At 63.1% G+C, this 17214-nt stretch carries 17 protein-coding genes; 5 read left to right on the top strand and 12 right to left on the bottom strand.

Annotated elements, in window-relative coordinates:
* Positions 1-6: 6 nt before the first annotated feature.
* On the bottom strand, positions 7-861 hold the full coding sequence (locus tag E1956_RS32735) for an alpha/beta fold hydrolase (protein ID WP_134757019.1): 855 nt from the start codon (positions 859-861) through the stop codon (positions 7-9).
* 56 nt (positions 862-917) lie between these two features.
* On the bottom strand, positions 918-1613 hold the full coding sequence (locus E1956_RS32730) for an alpha/beta fold hydrolase (RefSeq protein WP_134757017.1): 696 nt from the start codon (positions 1611-1613) through the stop codon (positions 918-920).
* 169 nt (positions 1614-1782) lie between these two features.
* On the opposite strand from E1956_RS32730, the gene E1956_RS32725 reads away from it, so the two are divergent.
* Positions 1783-2430, top strand: coding sequence for a CGNR zinc finger domain-containing protein (locus E1956_RS32725; RefSeq protein WP_134757936.1), 648 nt, complete (start codon positions 1783-1785; stop codon positions 2428-2430).
* A gap of 11 nt (positions 2431-2441) precedes the next feature.
* On the opposite strand, the gene E1956_RS32720 is transcribed toward E1956_RS32725, so the two are convergent.
* Positions 2442-2987 (bottom strand): DUF4232 domain-containing protein, encoded by a 546-nt coding sequence (locus E1956_RS32720; RefSeq protein ID WP_134757015.1) that lies wholly within the window; start codon positions 2985-2987, stop codon positions 2442-2444.
* Positions 2988-3160: 173 nt separating this feature from the next.
* On the opposite strand from E1956_RS32720, the gene E1956_RS32715 reads away from it, so the two are divergent.
* Positions 3161-5038 carry a methyl-accepting chemotaxis protein gene (locus E1956_RS32715; protein ID WP_134757012.1) on the top strand — a complete coding sequence of 626 codons (1878 nt, stop codon included), beginning with the start codon at positions 3161-3163 and terminating at the stop codon, positions 5036-5038.
* A gap of 274 nt (positions 5039-5312) precedes the next feature.
* Here E1956_RS32715 and E1956_RS32710 read toward each other — a convergent pair whose 3' ends face one another.
* The gene (locus E1956_RS32710) at positions 5313-6257 is read right to left on the bottom strand and encodes an IS110 family RNA-guided transposase (RefSeq protein WP_197732931.1); all 945 of its coding nucleotides are present in this window, start codon (positions 6255-6257) and stop codon (positions 5313-5315) included.
* Between the two features lie 932 nt (positions 6258-7189).
* Positions 7190-7651, bottom strand: coding sequence for a GNAT family N-acetyltransferase (locus E1956_RS32705; protein WP_232071935.1), 462 nt, complete (start codon positions 7649-7651; stop codon positions 7190-7192).
* A gap of 321 nt (positions 7652-7972) precedes the next feature.
* Here E1956_RS32705 and E1956_RS32700 point away from each other — a divergent pair, with 321 nt between their 5' ends.
* Together E1956_RS32700 and E1956_RS32695 are read left to right on the top strand one after the other, a co-directional pair.
* On the top strand, positions 7973-9343 hold the full coding sequence (locus tag E1956_RS32700; RefSeq protein ID WP_134757008.1) for an MFS transporter: 1371 nt from the start codon (positions 7973-7975) through the stop codon (positions 9341-9343).
* 431 nt (positions 9344-9774) lie between these two features.
* Complete coding sequence (locus tag E1956_RS32695) at positions 9775-10674, top strand: GGDEF domain-containing protein (protein ID WP_335930011.1); 900 nt, start codon at positions 9775-9777, stop codon at positions 10672-10674.
* Positions 10675-10710: 36 nt separating this feature from the next.
* Here E1956_RS32695 and E1956_RS32690 read toward each other — a convergent pair whose 3' ends face one another.
* The 6 genes from E1956_RS32690 to E1956_RS32665 all read right to left on the bottom strand — a co-directional run bounded on the left by E1956_RS32690 (position 10711) and on the right by E1956_RS32665 (position 15930).
* On the bottom strand, positions 10711-11862 hold the full coding sequence (locus E1956_RS32690) for a patatin-like phospholipase family protein (protein WP_134757004.1): 1152 nt from the start codon (positions 11860-11862) through the stop codon (positions 10711-10713).
* A 176-nt stretch (positions 11863-12038) separates the two neighbouring features.
* Complete coding sequence (locus E1956_RS32685) at positions 12039-12788, bottom strand: IclR family transcriptional regulator (protein WP_134757002.1); 750 nt, start codon at positions 12786-12788, stop codon at positions 12039-12041.
* Between the two features lie 85 nt (positions 12789-12873).
* Positions 12874-13644, bottom strand: coding sequence for an amino acid ABC transporter ATP-binding protein (locus E1956_RS32680; RefSeq protein WP_134757000.1), 771 nt, complete (start codon positions 13642-13644; stop codon positions 12874-12876).
* A complete protein-coding gene (locus E1956_RS32675) occupies positions 13641-14288 on the bottom strand; it encodes an amino acid ABC transporter permease (protein ID WP_028222713.1) in 648 nt (215 codons plus the stop codon). Before E1956_RS32675 ends, E1956_RS32680 begins: the two co-directional genes overlap by 4 nt.
* A gap of 19 nt (positions 14289-14307) precedes the next feature.
* The gene (locus E1956_RS32670) at positions 14308-15024 is read right to left on the bottom strand and encodes an amino acid ABC transporter permease (protein ID WP_134756998.1); all 717 of its coding nucleotides are present in this window, start codon (positions 15022-15024) and stop codon (positions 14308-14310) included.
* A gap of 72 nt (positions 15025-15096) precedes the next feature.
* Positions 15097-15930: an ABC transporter substrate-binding protein gene (locus tag E1956_RS32665; RefSeq protein WP_134756996.1), complete on the bottom strand. Its 834-nt coding sequence runs from the start codon at positions 15928-15930 to the stop codon at positions 15097-15099.
* A gap of 332 nt (positions 15931-16262) precedes the next feature.
* On the opposite strand from E1956_RS32665, the gene E1956_RS32660 reads away from it, so the two are divergent.
* Positions 16263-16460, top strand: coding sequence for a hypothetical protein (locus E1956_RS32660; protein ID WP_134756994.1), 198 nt, complete (start codon positions 16263-16265; stop codon positions 16458-16460).
* Positions 16461-16525: 65 nt separating this feature from the next.
* Here the strand turns inward: E1956_RS32660 and E1956_RS32655 are convergent, their stop codons facing one another.
* Positions 16526-17197 carry a Vgb family protein gene (locus tag E1956_RS32655; protein ID WP_134756992.1) on the bottom strand — a complete coding sequence of 224 codons (672 nt, stop codon included), beginning with the start codon at positions 17195-17197 and terminating at the stop codon, positions 16526-16528.
* Between the last annotated feature and the right edge of the window lie 17 nt (positions 17198-17214).

The following is a 17214-nucleotide window of genomic DNA, read 5'->3' as shown; positions in this document are numbered from 1 at the left end:
GGGTCATCAACGGACGAGAAAGTCCGAGATGGCTTCGGCAATTTCCGCCGCATGGGTCTCCAGCGCGAAATGGCCCGTATCGAAGAAGCGCACCACGGCGTCCGGCATGTCACGCTGGAACGCTTGTGCGCCCGGTGGCAGAAAGAACGGATCGTTCTTGCCCCACACCGCGAGAAATGGCGGCCGGTGCGTGCGGAAGTACTCCTGAAACGCCGGATACAGCGCGACGTTGTTCCGGTAGTCGCGAAACAGATCGAGCTGGATCTCGCTCGCGCCGGGCCGGTCGAGATAGTGAGCGTCCAGGGTGTACCCATCCGGCGATATGGACTCCGTATCGCTCACGCCATGCGTGTATTGCCATACCGTCGTCTCGTACGTGAGCATCGCGCGCAGCGCCTCGCGATTCGCGGGCGACGCATCCTGCCAGTATGCACGGATCGGATTCCAGCCGTCGCTCAGCCCTTCTTCATAGGCGTTGCCGTTCTGCGAAATGATCGCGGTGATCCGCTCGGGATGCTTGAGCGCAAGCCGAAAGCCGGTGGGCGCGCCGTAATCGAAGACGTAGACGGCAAAGCGGTCGAAGCCGATCACTTCCGTGAAGCGGTCGATGACGGCAGCGATATTCTCGAAGCTGTAGGTGAAGCGCTCGCGCTCCGGCATATCCGACTGCCCGAACCCCGGCAGGTCCGGCGCGACGATATGAAATTGCCCGGCCAGTAGCGGAATCAGGTCGCGAAACATATGGCTTGAACTCGGAAAGCCGTGCAGCAGCAACAGCTTCGGCGCGCCTGCGCGGCCGGCTTCACGGTAGAAGACGCGAAAGCCATCCACGTCGGCGTTGCGATAGGCGATGGTGCTCATGTGATTCCTCCACGGGAAACATGCAGTTATGCGAATTAAAACGGCTGACGTGCTTCTCACTGTGCGGAAACAGACGCCAGCGCTTGCGAAATCACTTCGGTCACAAGGTCCGGCGCGGTCACGCCCGGCGTGTGGTCGGCATCCGACTCGACGATCTGCGCATTCATCCGCCGCGCCATGAAGCGCTGCGTCGCCGGATCGATCATGCGGTCCTGCCCGGCAACGAGGAACCACGCCGGCGCGTCCTTCCAGCGCGGCCGCCCCACCGCCTCGCCGATGCAGGCCGCCGCAATCGGCCGCTGGATCGCCGCGAGCACCGGGGCCTCGTTCGGCGTGGCGTGCTGGGCGAACGCATTCGCGAATGCCTCGCGCGGGAGCCATATCCAGCCGTGCGGGTCCGGCGCGAGCCTGGGCGCCTGCGGGTGGGCGTCGCCACGATGGAACACGTCGGCCACCGTTTCGCCCTCGTCGGGCGCGAGCGCGGCCACGTAGACCAGCGCCGCGACACGATCGGCCCGCGCCGCGCCAATCACGGCACCCGCATAGGCGTGCCCGACCAGCACGACCGGGCCGCCGACGCGCTCGATCGCGCGCTCGAGCGCGGCCACGTCGTCTTGCAGGGACGTGAGCGGCAGCGGCGCCGCAACCGCCGCGACGCCACGCGCGTTCAACCGCTCGATGACCTTGCTCCAGCTCGATCCGTCCGCCCATGCACCGTGGACCAGCACCACACCCGTATTGCCAGAAGACATGTCTTGCTCCTTCGACTTGAGAAGCACCGCCATTGGCGATGGCCAGCGGCGCGGGACTTGGTAACCGTTAAATTTATGATTTAGAGGTTACAAACGATGCGAGTAACTTGTCAAGACGTTTTTTAGCGGTTACGATTTCTTCATGATCCACGCAGATTCATCACACGAAATGGACTATCAACCGCTGCCCGCGATCTTCGTGGCCGACGCACCGGGGCTCGACTTCCTGAATTCAGTCGCCACGCCGGTGGATGAGCCGATCGACTGGATCGGCGATGGAGAGGGCTTGCTCGACTGGCTGGAGCAGGCGCAGATGGTGCCGCGCGAGGCGCTGGCGGCGTTGCGCGCGCAGTTCGGTCAGGCCGACTTCGACGCCGTTGCCGCACAAGCGAGGGCGCTGCGCGAGTGGTTCAGGGCATTCGTGCGAGAGCGCAAAGGTCAGCCATTGCGCGCTGCCGATCTGGACGCGCTCGAACCCCTGAACCGCTTGCTAGAACGCGACGAGCAACACGGCGAGCTCGTAGCCAATGCCCCTGGCGGCGCATCCTCATTTGCACTGCATGCGAGGCGCCGGCACAAAACACCGGAGTCCTTATTGATGCCGATAGCGGAAGCGCTGGCGAAGCTGGTGTGCGACGAGGACTTCACGCATGTGAAAGCCTGCGAGGGCCCGCGCTGCACACTCCTGTTCGCCGACCACACGCGCGGCCACGCGCGGCGCTGGTGCAGCATGGCTATTTGTGGCAATCGGGCGAAGGTGGCCGCGCACCGCAAGCGGCTCAAAGACGCGCAAGCCCAGGAAGGCGACGCGCGATAGCCGGGCGGCACTCAATCCGGCTGTGTCGCCTGGAGGGGCTGGAAGGGCACCATCTGATAGAGCGGCCCCTCGGCGCGCGAGCCGCACAGATGACCGTGAAAGGGCGTGGTCAGTGAGCCCTCTCCAATGCCGATCCTGACAAACGCCGCGTCGATGCATTGCGTGTCGTCGAAGACTTCTCCCGTCACCCAGCGCAAGCTCGCGCGCACGCGCGCCTGCGCGGGAATCTCGACGGGGAGCAGCACGGGTCCCGGGTTCATGCCGCGTATCGGCTGCAAGGACGCGCGCAGTGCCTCATCGTGCGCATCGAGGAAGGTCACGTCCGGGCGCGCGGGCACCCGGCACGCGCTGGCGCCGAGATTGCGCAACACCACCCAGGTGCCGCCATGGGACATGCCGGTGAACGCTCCGCCACCGTCGTCGAGACTCAGTTCGAGCTGGCCGGGCGTGCACGGCGCTACGTCGGCGGACGCGCTCGTGGTGCATGCGCAAACCATCGCGAGCAGCAACGTGCCGATGCACGCGGTCGAAATACGCTTCGTGTCGCTTGCGCTCATGACTTTCCTCGTCTATTCATCGGACAATTACGGACTATAGCGCGCGCGGTCCACGCCGCGCGCAACTACTGCGCTGCTGAAATAGCACACATACGCGCCACCCAATAAAGTTCTCGCCAGATCGACCGATAACGTTTAACAAACCCGCGGTTTAACGTTGTCGAGACCCCTTCATGTCCATCTGGCGCAAGCTTTCCATTCAGAACAAGCTGGTTCTGAGCATGACGACCTGCCTGCTGATCTTCATCGGCATTTCGAGCGGGCTGAGCATCTGGCTGATTGGCGACACGGTGCGCACGCGCGTCGTGCAAGACGAACTGCCAACCGCCGTGAAGGGCATTCGCGCCGACATCGAACGGCAGCTCGCCGGGCCCATTACCGCGGCGCGGGCCATGGCGACCGATCCCTTTCTCCAGCAATGGGAAGCCGACGGCGAGCCCGACGCCGGCACCGCCATGTGGATGCGCCTTGCGCAGAACGTGAAGACGGAGCAGAAGGCCGTCAGCGTGCAATGGGCATCCACGAAGAGCGGCAACTACTACACCGAAGCCGGCCTGCAGCGCAAGCTCGGCGACCACGATCAGTGGCTCCAGGCCTTCCTTGCGACCGGCAAGCCCTATGAAGTGAGCATGGACCGCGACGTGAGCCTCGGGACCTACACCATGTTCATCAACGCGCGCGTGGACAGCGCGAACGGCCAGGCGGGTCCGACTGGCATTGCGTCCATGGCGCTCTCCGTGGACGCGCTGGCCGCGGGCGTCGCGAGCTACAAGATCGGCGAGACGGGCTTTGCGTATCTCGTGCATCCGGACGGCGCGATCATGATTCACCGCGACACCGCGCTCGTCGACGGCAAGCACTTCCTCAAGGACCTGCCCGGCATGCCCGCCGACGCCGCGTCCAGGCTGCTGTCTGGCCAGCCCTACACCTACATGAGCTACGCGCCGCCCGGTGGGTCGCGATTCATCGCCACCTCGTTCGTTCCGCAGTTGAATGCTTACGTCGTGGTGGAGGTGCCGCAGGCTGAAATGCTCGGGCCGTTCGAGCGCGCGATCCGCATGGCGACCGTCATTGCCGCCGTCGTGGGTCTCGCTGGCGCGCTGGCGGTGATCCTGCTGGTGGGCCGCGCCATTGCCGCGCCGGTACGCCGCGCGGCCACGCTGCTTGCGGAGATCGCAAGCGGCCAGGGCGACCTCACGCGCCAGATGAAGGTCGAGAGCACGGATGAAATCGGGCAGCTCGCCGACGCGTTCAATCGCTTCGTTGCTTCGATGAACACGCTCGTGCGCCGCGTGCGGGCCTCTTCAATGTCGATCGCGATTGGCTCCTCGCAGATCGCAATGGGCAATGCCGACCTGAGCCAGCGCACCGAAGACCAGGCGAGCAATCTCGAGCGCACTGCGGCTTCGATGGAGGAGATCACGGCTGCTGTGAAGAACAATTCGGAGACGGCGCACACGGCTGCGCAGATGGCCAGCCGAGCTTCCGGCGCGGCCGCGCAAGGTGGCGAGGTGGTTGGGCAGGTGGTGAGCACGATGGAGCAGATCAGCGAGGCGTCGCGCAAGATCTCGGAGATCATCGTGGTGATCGATAGCATCGCGTTTCAGACCAATATTCTCGCGCTCAATGCGGCGGTGGAGGCTGCGCGTGCTGGCGAGCAGGGGCGTGGTTTCGCGGTGGTGGCTTCGGAGGTGCGCAATCTTGCGCAGCGCAGTGCGCAGGCTGCCAGAGAGATCAAGTCGTTGATCGAGCATAGTGCGGGGACGGTGGATGCCGGGTCGCGGCTTGTTGCCGATGCCGGTAAGGTGATGGACGATGTCGTTTCGCAGGTGCAGAGCGTTAGCACCATGATGAGTGAGATTACTTCGGCTAGTCTCGAGCAAAGTGCGGGTATTGGGCAGATTGGCGATGCGGTGCAGTTGCTCGATCAGGTGACGCAGCAGAATGCGGCGCTGGTGGAGGAAAGTGCCGCGGCGGCGGAGAGCTTGAAGCAGCAAGCGGCGGAGCTTGATCAGCTGGTTGCTGTGTTCAAAGTTGGGGAGGATGTTTGAAGCGCTATCGCGCTTTGTGCTTTCGCTGTTGGCGCTTTCGCGCGTTGGCCTTAACTTGGTTTCGCGGCGGGCCGCAAGCGTTGCCCCTGTGCGGGGCGGCACCTACTTTTCTTTGCAGCCGCAAAGAAAAGCAACCGTATTGGGAGTCAAGCGGTTGCTGGCTGGCAGAGGCTGGATTGCCGACACGTCTATCAGCAATGCATAGGCGAGCGCATACCGCACGATTGATGATCGCGCCCGGACTGCCCGCCAACGGGGCAATGCGTGATGAAACTCAGTTGAGCGGCGGACTCCAGTGCGTGGCGTTACGAACCATTGCATTAAGCGTGACGACGAGCTTGCGGATGCAGGCCGTGATAGCTACCTTGAACGGTTTGCCAGCCTTGCGTAGCCGGTCATAGAACGCCCGGATGGTAGGGTTAAAACGCAGCGCGGGCACGCAGGCCATATAGAGGGCGCGCCGCACGACAGCGCGCCCGCCACGGATACGGCGCTTGCCGATGTGCTTGCCGCTGTCGCTATTGAAGGGGGCGACGCCGGTGAGCGCAGCGATCTCGCGGCGGTTCAGGGACCCGAGCTGGGGCATGAAGGCGATCAGCGTCGCGGCGGCGCCGGGACCGATGCCGGGCACAGAGCGTAGCAGGTCTTCCTTCTGGCGCCACGCGGGCGAGGAGCGCAGGAATGAATCGATGTCATTGTCGGCGATCTTGATCTGCAGCTTGAGCCATTTGATGTGCTCGTTCAGACTGTCCCGCGCAGCAGCATGGGCGCGTTCAAGACGAGCTTTCTCGGCCACAAGCATCTCGATGAGCTGGGCGCGGCGCAGCAGCAGGGCCTGTAACTGCTCCGTCTGCAGATCGTTGAGCGGGCGCACGTCGGGCTTGAGGACCGCGGCGAAATGAGCGATGGCGAAGGCATCGATGCGATCGGTTTTAGCGCGCGTGCCGGTTGCGCGGGCGAAGTCGCGAACCTGCCGGGGATTGACCGCGACAGCGGGCAGGCCGGCTTCGCACAGGGCCCTGAGCAGGGCGAGTTCAAGCTTGCCGGTGGCTTCCAGGACGATCAGCGTGGGGTTCAACGCGATCAGGCGTTGCACCAGCTGTTCAATGGCGCGGGGCTCATTGTCGACACGAAAATGTTCGGTGGTGTCATGAATGGCAACATCGAGCGCGGTGCCGCTGACGTCGATGCCGATATAAACGGAATGAGAGTGGTTCATCACGGTACCCATACTTGCAGAAAAATACGAGCTCGGGGCTCAGTCAACTGTTCGGGCTAGGAGGATGAAAAGGACAGTCGCTCAAGCTTTTCTGCGTGCTCGAGGCACGGTAGGCAGACGAGCTGACTGTCCCTGTGACGGCAACTGATCAGGTCGACGTCACAGAAGGGAATATACAAGTAGGCAAAAGAAAGCGGCTCAAACCGCCAGTGTGACGCCGTCCACCACTGCCCTGTATGTCGGAGTGGCTCCGGGGCATCCGTCTCCTCGCACACTCCGCGTTAGTGACAAAGGGCTCATCCTTCCCGCCACTCGCTACGCGCGGGCGGAAAGGTCTGCAAGGCAAACCGGGCGGGCCGGCGAATGCGTTGGGTGTGCCACCCGGTAAATGCGCAGGGAGGGGCCGACCGATGAATGCAAGGGCGTGTTGGCTGGCGAATGCGTCGGGAGCACCTCTCGGCAAATGCATAGAAATGCTGACCGGCGAATTCAAGGGCATGCTGGCTGGCGAATGCGTTGAGAGCGCCGCCCGGCAAATGCATAGGAATGCTGACCGGCAAATGCGAGGGCGGGCGGGCTGGTGGCTGCGCGGCGAGCCGCAAATCGAATAAGCTGGAGTCCTACGAAAATACCTGCATCCCACTGGTTTTGGATATACCCCACGGCGCGCGCAGCGCCGCCGGATGAATGAGCCCTTAGTCACTCCGGTTGACGGCGAGAGGTGACAGACGCCCCGGAGCCGCTCCGATATACAGGGCAGTGGGGGACTGCGTCACACTAGCGGTGTGAGCCGCTTTCTTTTGCCTACTTTTCTTTGCGGCTGCAAAGAAAAGTAGGTGCCGCCCCGCACAGGGGCAACGCCCGCGGCCCGCCGCGAATACTAGTTAAGGCCAACGCGCTAAGCAGCGCGAAAAGAAATCCCATCGCACATTTCAACTGCGATACTCGATACGCAATCGCAACATATCCCGCAACCGAATGCCCTCTTCAAAAATCGGCTCACCATAGTGAGTAACAAAAAAATCGCGATCAATTTCAGCAACCCGAAAACCATGCCGCTGATAAAAAGTCAGCTGATACCCAAACGACCCGGTACCCACTTCCAGAGCCCTCGCGCCGGCCGCGCGATAAATCTCGATCACCCACTTCAAGAGCCGCGAGCCAACGCCCAGCTGTTGCTGCTCCGGCCTGACCGCAATGTTCATCAGCTCATGAACGCCAGCTTCTTTCTGCTGAACCGCACACACACCAACCACAACACCATCATTCAAGACAACAAAGCATCTTGACGCAGGCAAATAAGCGCGAACCTTTTCCTCAGAGGGATCGGCCAGTAAAAGTAGCTCCAACGGAGCAGCAGACGGCAAAACTTCCTCAATCGACAACGACATCATCGTGTTCCATTAAAAAGCGCAATTCGCAAAGACGGCCACAGGCACCAACGCCATCAACGCCAGATCAGGACTTACCCGCAATATCGCCTGTAAACCCCACACCGGGAGAGATTCTTGCGCACACCATTCGAATCCACAATACATCACAAGGTGACATATCATTGTAGAACCACCCTGGCGACCCATAGCGCGTATCGCGTGCATCACGGCTGATAAGGCCATCGCGCTCGCCAAGTGGCGCGCATTCGCCTGCCCATCGAATCCACCCGCCGCGCAACCAGAGTCACCAGACCCTATCACCCTTACTCCTGGGGGTGCGAAATGAGTGACAACCCGTCGGGAGCGCTGTTCCTATCGGAACAGGACGCCCACCGTCAATTGCGCCGTGCTGTGATCGCCAGCACGATCGGCACCACGATCGAGTGGTACGACTTCTTCCTCTACAGCATTGTCACGGGCCTCGTCTTCGCGAAGCTCTATTTTCCTCAATCGGATCCGCTAGTCGGTACGCTGCAGGCGTTTCTGATCTACGCCGTCGGCTTCATCGCGCGCCCGGTAGGCGCGGCCATTTTCGGCCACTATGGCGACCGCGTCGGCCGCAAGGCCACGCTGATCGTCACCCTGCTGCTGATGGGACTGGCCACGTTCGCCGTGGGCTTTGTTCCGACCTATGCGTCTATCGGCATCTGGGGCGCCGTGATCCTCACCGTGCTGCGCTTCATTCAAGGCGTGGGCGTGGGCGGCGAATGGGGCGGCTCGGTCCTCATGTCGATGGAATGGGCGCGCAGCAATTCGCATCGCGGCTTTGTCGCCTCCTGCCCGCAGTTCGGCGTGCCCGCGGGCTTGTTCATCTCCAACCTCGTGGTGCTGGCCATGAGCCAGATCTCCGGCAGCAGCTTCCTCACCTGGGGATGGCGCGTGCCGTTCTTCCTGAGCATCATCCTCGTCGCAATCGGCCTCTATATCCGCCTGAGCATCCTCGAAACGCCGATCTTCGCGAAGCTCCTCGCCGAACACAAGATCGAGAAAGCGCCGACGATGGAGGTCATCCGCCGCCAGCCTAAAGACATCCTGCTCTCGGCTCTCGCGCGCATGGCCGAACAAGCCCCGTTCTATATCTTCACGGCGTTTATCTTCGCCTATGGCGTAAGAACGCTCGGCGCCTCGCGCGATCTCATGCTCACGGCCGTGCTGGCCGCCGCAGTCGTGGAGTTCTTCACCATCCCGTTCTTCGGCCACGTCTCCGATCTGATCGGGCGCAAGCGCATGTACATGATCGGCGCCGCCTGCGCCGGCCTGTTCGGCTTCGCTTTCTTCGCGATGGTCGACACCCGCAATCCGGTGCTGATTTTCGCGGCCATCGTGCTTTCGCTGGTGCCGCATTCGATGCTCTACGGACCACAGGCCGCCTTGATCGCCGAGTCGTTCACGGGACGGCTGCGTTACAGCGGCGCTTCGCTCGGGTATCAACTGGCTTCCATCATTGCCGGTGGTCCCGCGCCGTTGATCGCCACCGCGCTCTTCGCTTACTACCGCTCGGGCTACGCGATCGCGGCTTATATTTTCGTATGCGGCCTCGTGAGCCTCGCGGCTGCCTGGCGCATGGGCGACTACACGAACAAGGACATCTCGCGCGAATACGACGACGCGCGATCGTTGGGCGATAGCGGACACACCGCCCGTCACGCTTGATCAGTCCTGCCAGGTATTGAGCATACGGGGCGGCACCTCGAGGCGCCGCCCCGCTTCTTCACCCGGATTGGGATCCCCCAAACATTCATGAAGCATAAAACCATCGATTCTCGCCCGCCTTTCATTGCCACTACACCCGGCCGCCATGCAATATCACGCAATTTCCACCCGACTGAGCCAATCGCATCTCCAATGCGCCACACGCTCGCGTTAAACTGCCGGACGAGAAAACCAGGATCGAAGCGGGGGTAGTTGGCATGGGCAAGACGCACTCTCATTCTTGGCCCGGGCAAGGTCTTTTCGGCGCGTTCCCCAAGAACCCGGAGAAAGAACAAGCGGTACTGCGTGTATCGCTCGGCAGCGTAGTCGTGCTGGCCTATCTCATCGCCGCGTCCGTTTATCATTCGAGGAGCGTTCACCTGGCGACGGCGATGTCCGCGTGTTACGTGGCCTACGGCGTCGTCACGTATATCGCTGCCACAGCCGGACCGCGCCGCTCGCCGCTGCGATTGACCCTCACCACGATCGCCGATCAGGCCGCGTTAATTGCGCTGATGGCGCTCGGCGGCCGGGCCGCGCTCCCGCTGCTTTGGGTCATATTCTGGTTTCTCGTCGGCGCGGGATGCCGCTATGGCCAGCGCATGCTGGCCCTCTCGTGCACGGTGGCGCTCACCGGCGTCGCGGGCTTGATGCATTGGCAACCGTGGTGGCGCACGAACTTCATGGCTGGGCTCGGGGTCGCGCTCAGCCTTGCCGCGACTTCGCTCTATCTGGCGGTGCTCGTGCGCCGGCTGGAACAGCAGGCCGCGACCGATCCGCTTACGGGGCTCAGCAATCGCGTGCGGCTCGAGCATGCCATCGGCCGCACGCTCGCCATTCGCGGACACGAGGCGAACCACGCCGCGTTGCTGCTGATCGACCTGGACGGCTTCAAGGAAGTCAACGACGCCCACGGCCATGCGGTCGGCGACGAACTGCTGCGCAGCTTCGCGGCGGCGCTGATGAACTACATGCGCCGCGGCGATACGCTCGCCCGCCTCGGCGGCGACGAATTCGTGGTGCTGGCTCATCAGGTCCACGACAAGGAGCGCGCGCTGAGTATCGCCGCGAAGATTCACGCGATTCTGGACGCCTTGCACACCGTTGCGGGACATCCGGTTGCCGTCTCGGGCAGCATCGGCGTGTGCATGCTCTCACAGGGGAGCCGTGCCGGTGACCTCAATGCCCGCACGTTGATGCGCGCGGCGGATAGCGCCATGTACCGCGCGAAATCCCTCGGGAGCGGGCAAACCGTGTTCGCCGACGCAGCCGAATTGCATCCGGGCGCGTAACGGCACGTCGCTACGGCGACGTCGTCGCGCATCGAATCACGCGCTTGCGCCTTCGTCCGCGCTGTAGACGGTCAAGCCCTCGATGGGGTCCATCGGCGCCTCCCAGGGACGGGCGGCAATCGCGCGCATCGCGGCCTCATAGCCCGCGCGCTGGCGCGCGGCAATACCGGCCGGGGTGAAGTCGATATCCTTCAGTTGGTCGTCGCCATCGAGACGCGGCGCGGCGAGCTTGATCAGCCGCATGGTGGTCTGGCATCCCCAGGCGGCAAGCGCCTCGACCTCGGCCGTGGCGCGCTCGGCTTCCGGCAGCCGCTTGACCAGTTCGCGGATCACGTGGCGCAAGCGGTGGATCTGCTGCTGACGCGCAATGTGGCTATCGGTGCGGCTCGCGTACTGGATATCCTTTTGCCGCTCCGAGATCTGCCAGATGTTTTGCGGCTCGGGGCCCGCGGGGTTCCACATCTGCACCGAGAAAATGATCGAGCTTTTGCGCGGCTTGTCGTCCAGCACCACCTCGACCGGCGTGTTGGAATAGATGCCGCCGTCCCAGTACGGCTCGCCGTCGATCCGCACGGCCGGAAACGCAGGCGGCAGCGCGCCCGAGCTCATGACGTGCTCGACGTTCAGCCGCTGGTCGCGCGAATCGAAATAGCGCATCGCGCCTGTGGTGGCGTGAACCGCACCCACGGTCAGACGCGGGTGCCCGGCGTTCAGCAGGTCGAAATCGACTAGCGAAGCGAGCGTGTTGCGCAGCGGCTCGATCATGTAGTACGACGCGCGGTCCACGCCCAGCGGGAAGAGCGGACCGAACCACGACGCCGGATTCGGCTGGAAGAATCCCGTGATGCCGCCGCCGATGATCATCCATTTCGCAAACGCGTTTTCCCAGGCCTTCCCCCAGGCGGGCAAGTTGCCGGGCAAGCCGGCAGGCAGGTCGAGGCGCGTGCGGTCGGTCACCCGCGTCCAGAATTCCTCGAGCCGGCTATAGCGGCGCTCCGGCGGATTCCCGGCGATCAAGGCCGCATTGATCGCGCCGATGGAGGTGCCAATCACCCAATCGGGCTGGATGCCCGATTCGTCCATGGCCTGGTAGACACCCAACTGGTAGGCGCCCAGCGCACCGCCCCCCTGAAAAACGAGGACGACTTGCCCTGACAATGCTTGATGTGCTGGCCGTTTCGCCGCCATGTCCTGCCTCGCTGGTTGTGCCGTGTGTGACGCCGGGACTCGAATGCCATCAGCAAGTGTAGGCGTTTCAATGCGAGGGTGCGCTGGCAGAAGCGGTGGAGAGGGCGAAGAAAACGCCCTGTGCGGTTGCGCAAGGCGTGGCCGACGTGTGGCCGCTCACGTCAACACAGTCAGACTCATATTTTCGACAGCGCCTGCGCGGAGCCGATGAGATCCGCCAGCATCAGATCCCGCTTGGCCGGGTCGGTATCCCGGCTCGTCATGAAGCAGAGCGCCGCAATCGTTGCGCCGGAGCGGTCGCGGATGGGCGCGGCCATGCAGAGCCGGAACGTATTGGAGAGGCCTTCGGTGCAGCAGTAGCCGAGCTTCGCCGCGTGCTCGATGTCATGCAGAAAATCCGCAAACTCGACGCGCTTGCCATTGTCGAGCACGAAATCCTCGTCCGGAATCAGCGCGTGAATCTCGTCGGCGCTCAGGTGGCCCAGCAACAGGCGCCCCGTCGCGGTCCATGGAATCGGCACCTTGACGCCGATCTCCGAGCTGATGTTGAACGGCCGCGAGCTGTTCTCCGAAAGCACCACCGTATATTTGTTGCCTTCGAGCGTGCACAGTTGCGCGGTTTCGTCGTGCTTGCGCACGAGCGCGAGAATGGCCTGGTGCGAGCGTTTGATCAGGTCATTGTGCTGCGCATAGTCCGAGCCGTAGTAATGCATCACGCGGCCGAAAAACACGGACCCGTCTTCCGCAATCTCGAGCCAGCCCGCTTCGGCAAGAATCGTGACCAGCTCATAAACGCTCGAACGCGGCGCACCGGTTGCCTCGATGAGCTCGCGCATCGTCAGCGGACGCTGCGCGAGGTGCAACTGCCTGAGCATGCCGATGACGCGGTCCACCCCTCGGGCCCTCGATGATTCGGGTGACGACATGACTTGAACTCCGTGGGCGCTATGGTGTTTGTGGTAAATGACTGGCCGCGAGCATACACGATTCACTCGCCCAAGCCCTGCCAGTTCAATGATCGAGCACGCGATGCAGGAATTGCTTCGTGCGTTCGTTCTGCGGCGTCACGAAGATCTTTTCGGGCTCGCCCTGCTCCGCAATCACGCCCTTGTCCATGAACACCACGCGGTCCGCGGTCTTGCGCGCGAAGCCCATTTCGTGCGTCACCACGACCATGGTCATGCCATCTCGCGCGAGGCCGCGCATGACCTCGGTCACTTCGCCCACGAGCTCCGGATCGAGCGCTGAGGTCGCTTCATCGAAGAACATGATGCGCGGCTCGACCGCGAGCGCGCGAGCGATCGCCACGCGCTGCTGCTGGCCGCCGGAGAGCTGGCTCGGGTAGTGCTCCGCGCGCTCGGCGAGTCCCACGCGCTCGAGCGCTTCCATCGCGCGCTTGCGCGCGTCGGCGGGGCTCATCTTGCGCGCCTTGATCAGCGCGAGCGTCACGTTGCCGAGCGCGGTCTTGTGGGGAAACAGATTGAACTGCTGAAACACCATGCCGACGTGCCCGCGAATCTCTCGCGCGCGCCGCGCATCGTGCAGCGGCACCTCGTTGACCCAGACTTCGCCGGTGTCGGCCGTTTCGAGGCCGGCCATGATGCGCAGCACGGTGCTCTTGCCGGAGCCCGAAGCGCCGATCAGCACGAGCACTTCGCCCGGACGCACGTCGAGATTGATTTCGGTGAGCACCTTGGTGGCGCCGAACGATTTGCTCACGCCCGCGAGCGTGATGACGGGCTTCGCGGTGGCGGAGACGTTATGGGTGGCGTTAGCGGTCATGACAGCAGGTTCCTTCGATCATGGTGGCGCACCCACTGCGAGAGCGGGAAGCACACAGCGAAATAGAGCACGGCAACGAGTCCGTAGATTTCGGCCGGCTTGCCAACCCGGTCGACGATGGCTTGGCCCCCGTGCATCAGCTCGGACATGCCGATCATGCTGACGATCGAGGTGTCCTTGATGAGCGAGAGGTATTGGCCGATGAGCGGCGGCAGCACGATCTTTCGCGTCTGCGGCAAGACCACCGAAAAGAACGCCTGGGTCTTGCTCAGGCCGAGAATCTGCGAGACTTCCCACTGCCCTTTGGGCACGCCTTCGATGCCCGCGCGAAAGATCTCGGAGATATAGGCGCCCTGGTACACGCTCAGTCCCACCACGCCGGCCGCGAACACGTCGATCGCATAGCCGAAGTACGACACGCCGAAGTAAATGAACATGAGCGTGATGAGCACGGGCGTGCCGCGAAACAGCTCGGTGTAGAGCTGGGCGATGCGCGACGTGCCCCACGGCCCGAACGAGCGCAACACGGCGGCGATGAGCCCAATCAACGTGCCGCCAGCGATGGACGCCACGGACAGCAGCAGCGTCCCGAGCAATCCTTGCAGCAGGATCGACAGGCTGGTCATCAACAATTCAGTCGACATTCTTGATCTCCGGTTCGGCTCAGGAGCGGCTGGCCTGACGCGCCGCGAAAAACGGCATGCGCGCACGCTTTTTCATGACGAGCGGTGGATGAAAGACCCGCGCACCAATGCGCGCCGCGATCCACGACAGGCAGTTGCTGAGCACCAGATACGCCACCAGCGTGACGGAGAAGGTCTGGAGATAGAGCAGCGTGCGCGAGTTGATGACGGTGGCCGTGCCGGTCAGCTCGGGCAGGGCGATCGCCGAAAGCAGCGAGGTGCCCAGCAGCAGCTGAATGAGGTTGTTGACGATGGCCGGATACACGGCGCGCGCCGCCTGCGGCAGCACGACCTCGCGAAACACCTGCGCGCGCGAGAGGCCCAGAATGCTGGCCGCTTCGAGCTGCCCGCGCGGCACCGACTGAATGCCCGCGCGAAAGACTTCGGAGAGGTAGGCGCCCACGTTCACACCCAGCGCGATCACGCCCGCCACATACGCGCCCAGATTCAGCCCCAGCGAAGGCAGCCCGAAGAACACAATGAAGATCTGCAGCAGCACCGGCGTATTGCGAATGACCTCGACATAGCTGTGCGCCACGAGCCGCAGCACGCCCACACGCGAGGCCGACGCCAGCGCGGAAAGCAGGCCGAGCACCAACGCGAGGCAAAAGGCCAGCAGCGTGATCTGCAGCGTCAGCCATGCCGCCTGGATGAAGTCGGGCACGTAGCCCCACAAGGTGAGCCATTGATAACTCATTTCCTACCTCTGGGTAAAAGTCGGGCGCCCGTCGTGGACAGCGTGCATATCGTGCACTCGGGGCGCTTGCGCTCACATCTGCGGATTGAGCGAGTAGCGCGGCTCGACGCCGAACCACTTCTTGTACAGCTCGGCGTTCTGCTTCGAAGCGTTGATGTTGAAGAGGAACAGGTTCAGATAGTTCAGCCACACCTGATCGCCGGCTTTCACGCCGAACGCGTTGTATTCGAGCGGCACGAGGGCTTCGTTGGTGACGGCGAGATCCGGATCGAGCTTGGCCTGATAGGCGAGGAAGTTGTTGTCTTCGATCATCGCGTCGGCCTGGCCCTGCTTCACGGCCAGAATCGCGGCTTCCGAGCTGTCGTATTCCTGAATCTTCACCTGCATGTTCAGCGCGCGGACTTCGTCGCCGTTGGTGGAGCCCTTGACGGTGGCGATCGTGCGGTTCGACATGTCCTTGATCGACTGAATGCCGCTGCTCTTCTTCACCAGCAACGCCTCGCTCGCCACGACATAAGGCGTCGTGAAGCCGATTTCCTTCGCGCGCTCCATGTTGCGCGTGAAGTTGCAGAACACGACATCGACCTTGCCCGTCTGCAGATTCGGAATGCGGTTCGCGCTCGTGGTGTTCACCACCTCGAGCTTCACGCCCATTTCCTTCGCGAGCTCCTTCGCCAGATCGACGTCATAACCGTCGGGCTGGCCGTCCTTGTTGTAGAAGCCGAACGGCGCGAACGTCAGGCAGTCGCCCACGCGCAAAGTCCCGCGCTGCAGCACCGCCTGCAGCGTCGATGTCGCCGCCGCATCCTGGCCCGTGGTGGGCACCTTCGTGCAGCCGGCGAGCACCAGCAGGCCCGCTACCGCGAACATGCAGGCGAACTTTGCGCTTTGTTTTACGAGTCTCATTTTGCAATCCTGATCGGGAAGGAATAAATCCATGCGTGAAACCGGGTGGCGCTCAGCCTGGCGTTGGCGGTGGGCGCGGGCGAGGGCTCGGCAGTGGTCGTTCCCTCGCTTCTTGTGTCCGATATATCGGACAGCAGTCTGATACGCCGGATGCGAAGCAGTCTTCCACGGAAAAAAATTCCCGGCAATGGGGTATACGCGAGTACGCACTGGAAAAATGCGCCCGCTTTTGGAGGCCGCGATCGGCGATGGCAACGGGGAATGGGTCCGGCTGGGCGCCGCGAATTGGGCGAAGCGGATGAAATGCCGACGATGCAATGGCGGCGACGCACATGGCCGGCGTCGCCGAAGTGTTCTATGGGTATTCCGGCGAGGACGCCGCGCCTTATGGGCTATCGAACGCGGTCATTTATGCCGACCTCGCTAAATCGTTCGTAGAGCAAATCATCGAGGTCCGCCATGAGACGGTTCGGCTGGAATCGCGCGCGGACCTCTATGAGGACTGGAAAAGAGCGGCGGAAACGCCGTAGTCAAGCAACAGCCAGGCCGTGCCAAGCCGATGCAAAAACGCGGATTCGATGCAACCTGGCGACGCTCAAGCAGCCGTTTCATCGTCATCGTGACGGGCGGCATCTCGTTTCGGCCGGCGCACCGCGCGGATTTTCCCGCTGCCGCCACCGCCACAGAAGAACTGGTCGGCGCCGTCCGACTCGAGTCCCGAAATACCTATCCCCGGCGGCATGTCGAGCCGCTCGAGCACCTTGCCCGTGTCCGGATCGATGTGCCGCAAATCGCTCTCGTCGCCTTCCCAGGTGGCGTGCCATAGCTCGCCGTCCACCCACGTCACGCCCGTGACGAAGCGGCTCGATTCGATCGTCCGCAGGATCTCGCCGGTCTCGGGATCGACCTGGTGGATCTTGCGCTCGCGATACTCGCCCACCCAGAGCGTGCCGTCGGCCCATGCGAGGCCCGAGTCGCCGCCCTTGCCCGGCGCCGGCAGCGTGGCGAGCACGCGGCCCGTCTGCGGATCGATCTTCTGGATCTGCGCCTCGGCGATCTGGTACAGGTGCTGGCCATCGAAGGCCGTGCCCGCATGCGCGGGGACATCGATCGAGCGCACCGTCTCGCCGCTTTGCGGATCGAGCGCCGCCAGCCGGTTGCCGGCGGCGAACCAGACCTGATTGCCGTCGTACGTGACACCGCCGACGTTTTCGACGCCCGGGAACGGGCCATATTCGCGAATGATGCTGGCAGGGGTGCGCTTCATCGTTGCCTCCTTTCGGT

It is taken from the genome of Paraburkholderia pallida (genome assembly GCF_004524855.1).
GTDB classification, from domain to species: Bacteria; Pseudomonadota; Gammaproteobacteria; order Burkholderiales; family Burkholderiaceae; genus Paraburkholderia; species Paraburkholderia oxyphila.
This window is presented reverse-complemented; position numbering and strand designations above follow the sequence as displayed.

Coding starts and splice junctions, on each gene's coding strand:
- E1956_RS32735 (WP_134757019.1), bottom strand. CDS start 861: ATGAGCACCATCGCCTATCGCAACGCCGACGTGGATGGCTTTCGCGTC.
- E1956_RS32730 (WP_134757017.1), bottom strand. CDS start 1,613: ATGTCTTCTGGCAATACGGGTGTGGTGCTGGTCCACGGTGCATGGGCG.
- E1956_RS32725 (WP_134757936.1), top strand. CDS start 1,783: ATGGACTATCAACCGCTGCCCGCGATCTTCGTGGCCGACGCACCGGGG.
- E1956_RS32720 (WP_134757015.1), bottom strand. CDS start 2,987: ATGAGCGCAAGCGACACGAAGCGTATTTCGACCGCGTGCATCGGCACG.
- E1956_RS32715 (WP_134757012.1), top strand. CDS start 3,161: ATGTCCATCTGGCGCAAGCTTTCCATTCAGAACAAGCTGGTTCTGAGC.
- E1956_RS32710 (WP_197732931.1), bottom strand. CDS start 6,257: ATGAACCACTCTCATTCCGTTTATATCGGCATCGACGTCAGCGGCACC.
- E1956_RS32705 (WP_232071935.1), bottom strand. CDS start 7,651: ATGATGTCGTTGTCGATTGAGGAAGTTTTGCCGTCTGCTGCTCCGTTG.
- E1956_RS32700 (WP_134757008.1), top strand. CDS start 7,973: ATGAGTGACAACCCGTCGGGAGCGCTGTTCCTATCGGAACAGGACGCC.
- E1956_RS32695 (WP_335930011.1), top strand. CDS start 9,775: ATGTCCGCGTGTTACGTGGCCTACGGCGTCGTCACGTATATCGCTGCC.
- E1956_RS32690 (WP_134757004.1), bottom strand. CDS start 11,862: ATGGCGGCGAAACGGCCAGCACATCAAGCATTGTCAGGGCAAGTCGTC.
- E1956_RS32685 (WP_134757002.1), bottom strand. CDS start 12,788: ATGTCGTCACCCGAATCATCGAGGGCCCGAGGGGTGGACCGCGTCATC.
- E1956_RS32680 (WP_134757000.1), bottom strand. CDS start 13,644: ATGACCGCTAACGCCACCCATAACGTCTCCGCCACCGCGAAGCCCGTC.
- E1956_RS32675 (WP_028222713.1), bottom strand. CDS start 14,288: ATGTCGACTGAATTGTTGATGACCAGCCTGTCGATCCTGCTGCAAGGA.
- E1956_RS32670 (WP_134756998.1), bottom strand. CDS start 15,024: ATGAGTTATCAATGGCTCACCTTGTGGGGCTACGTGCCCGACTTCATC.
- E1956_RS32665 (WP_134756996.1), bottom strand. CDS start 15,930: ATGAGACTCGTAAAACAAAGCGCAAAGTTCGCCTGCATGTTCGCGGTA.
- E1956_RS32660 (WP_134756994.1), top strand. CDS start 16,263: ATGGCCGGCGTCGCCGAAGTGTTCTATGGGTATTCCGGCGAGGACGCC.
- E1956_RS32655 (WP_134756992.1), bottom strand. CDS start 17,197: ATGAAGCGCACCCCTGCCAGCATCATTCGCGAATATGGCCCGTTCCCG.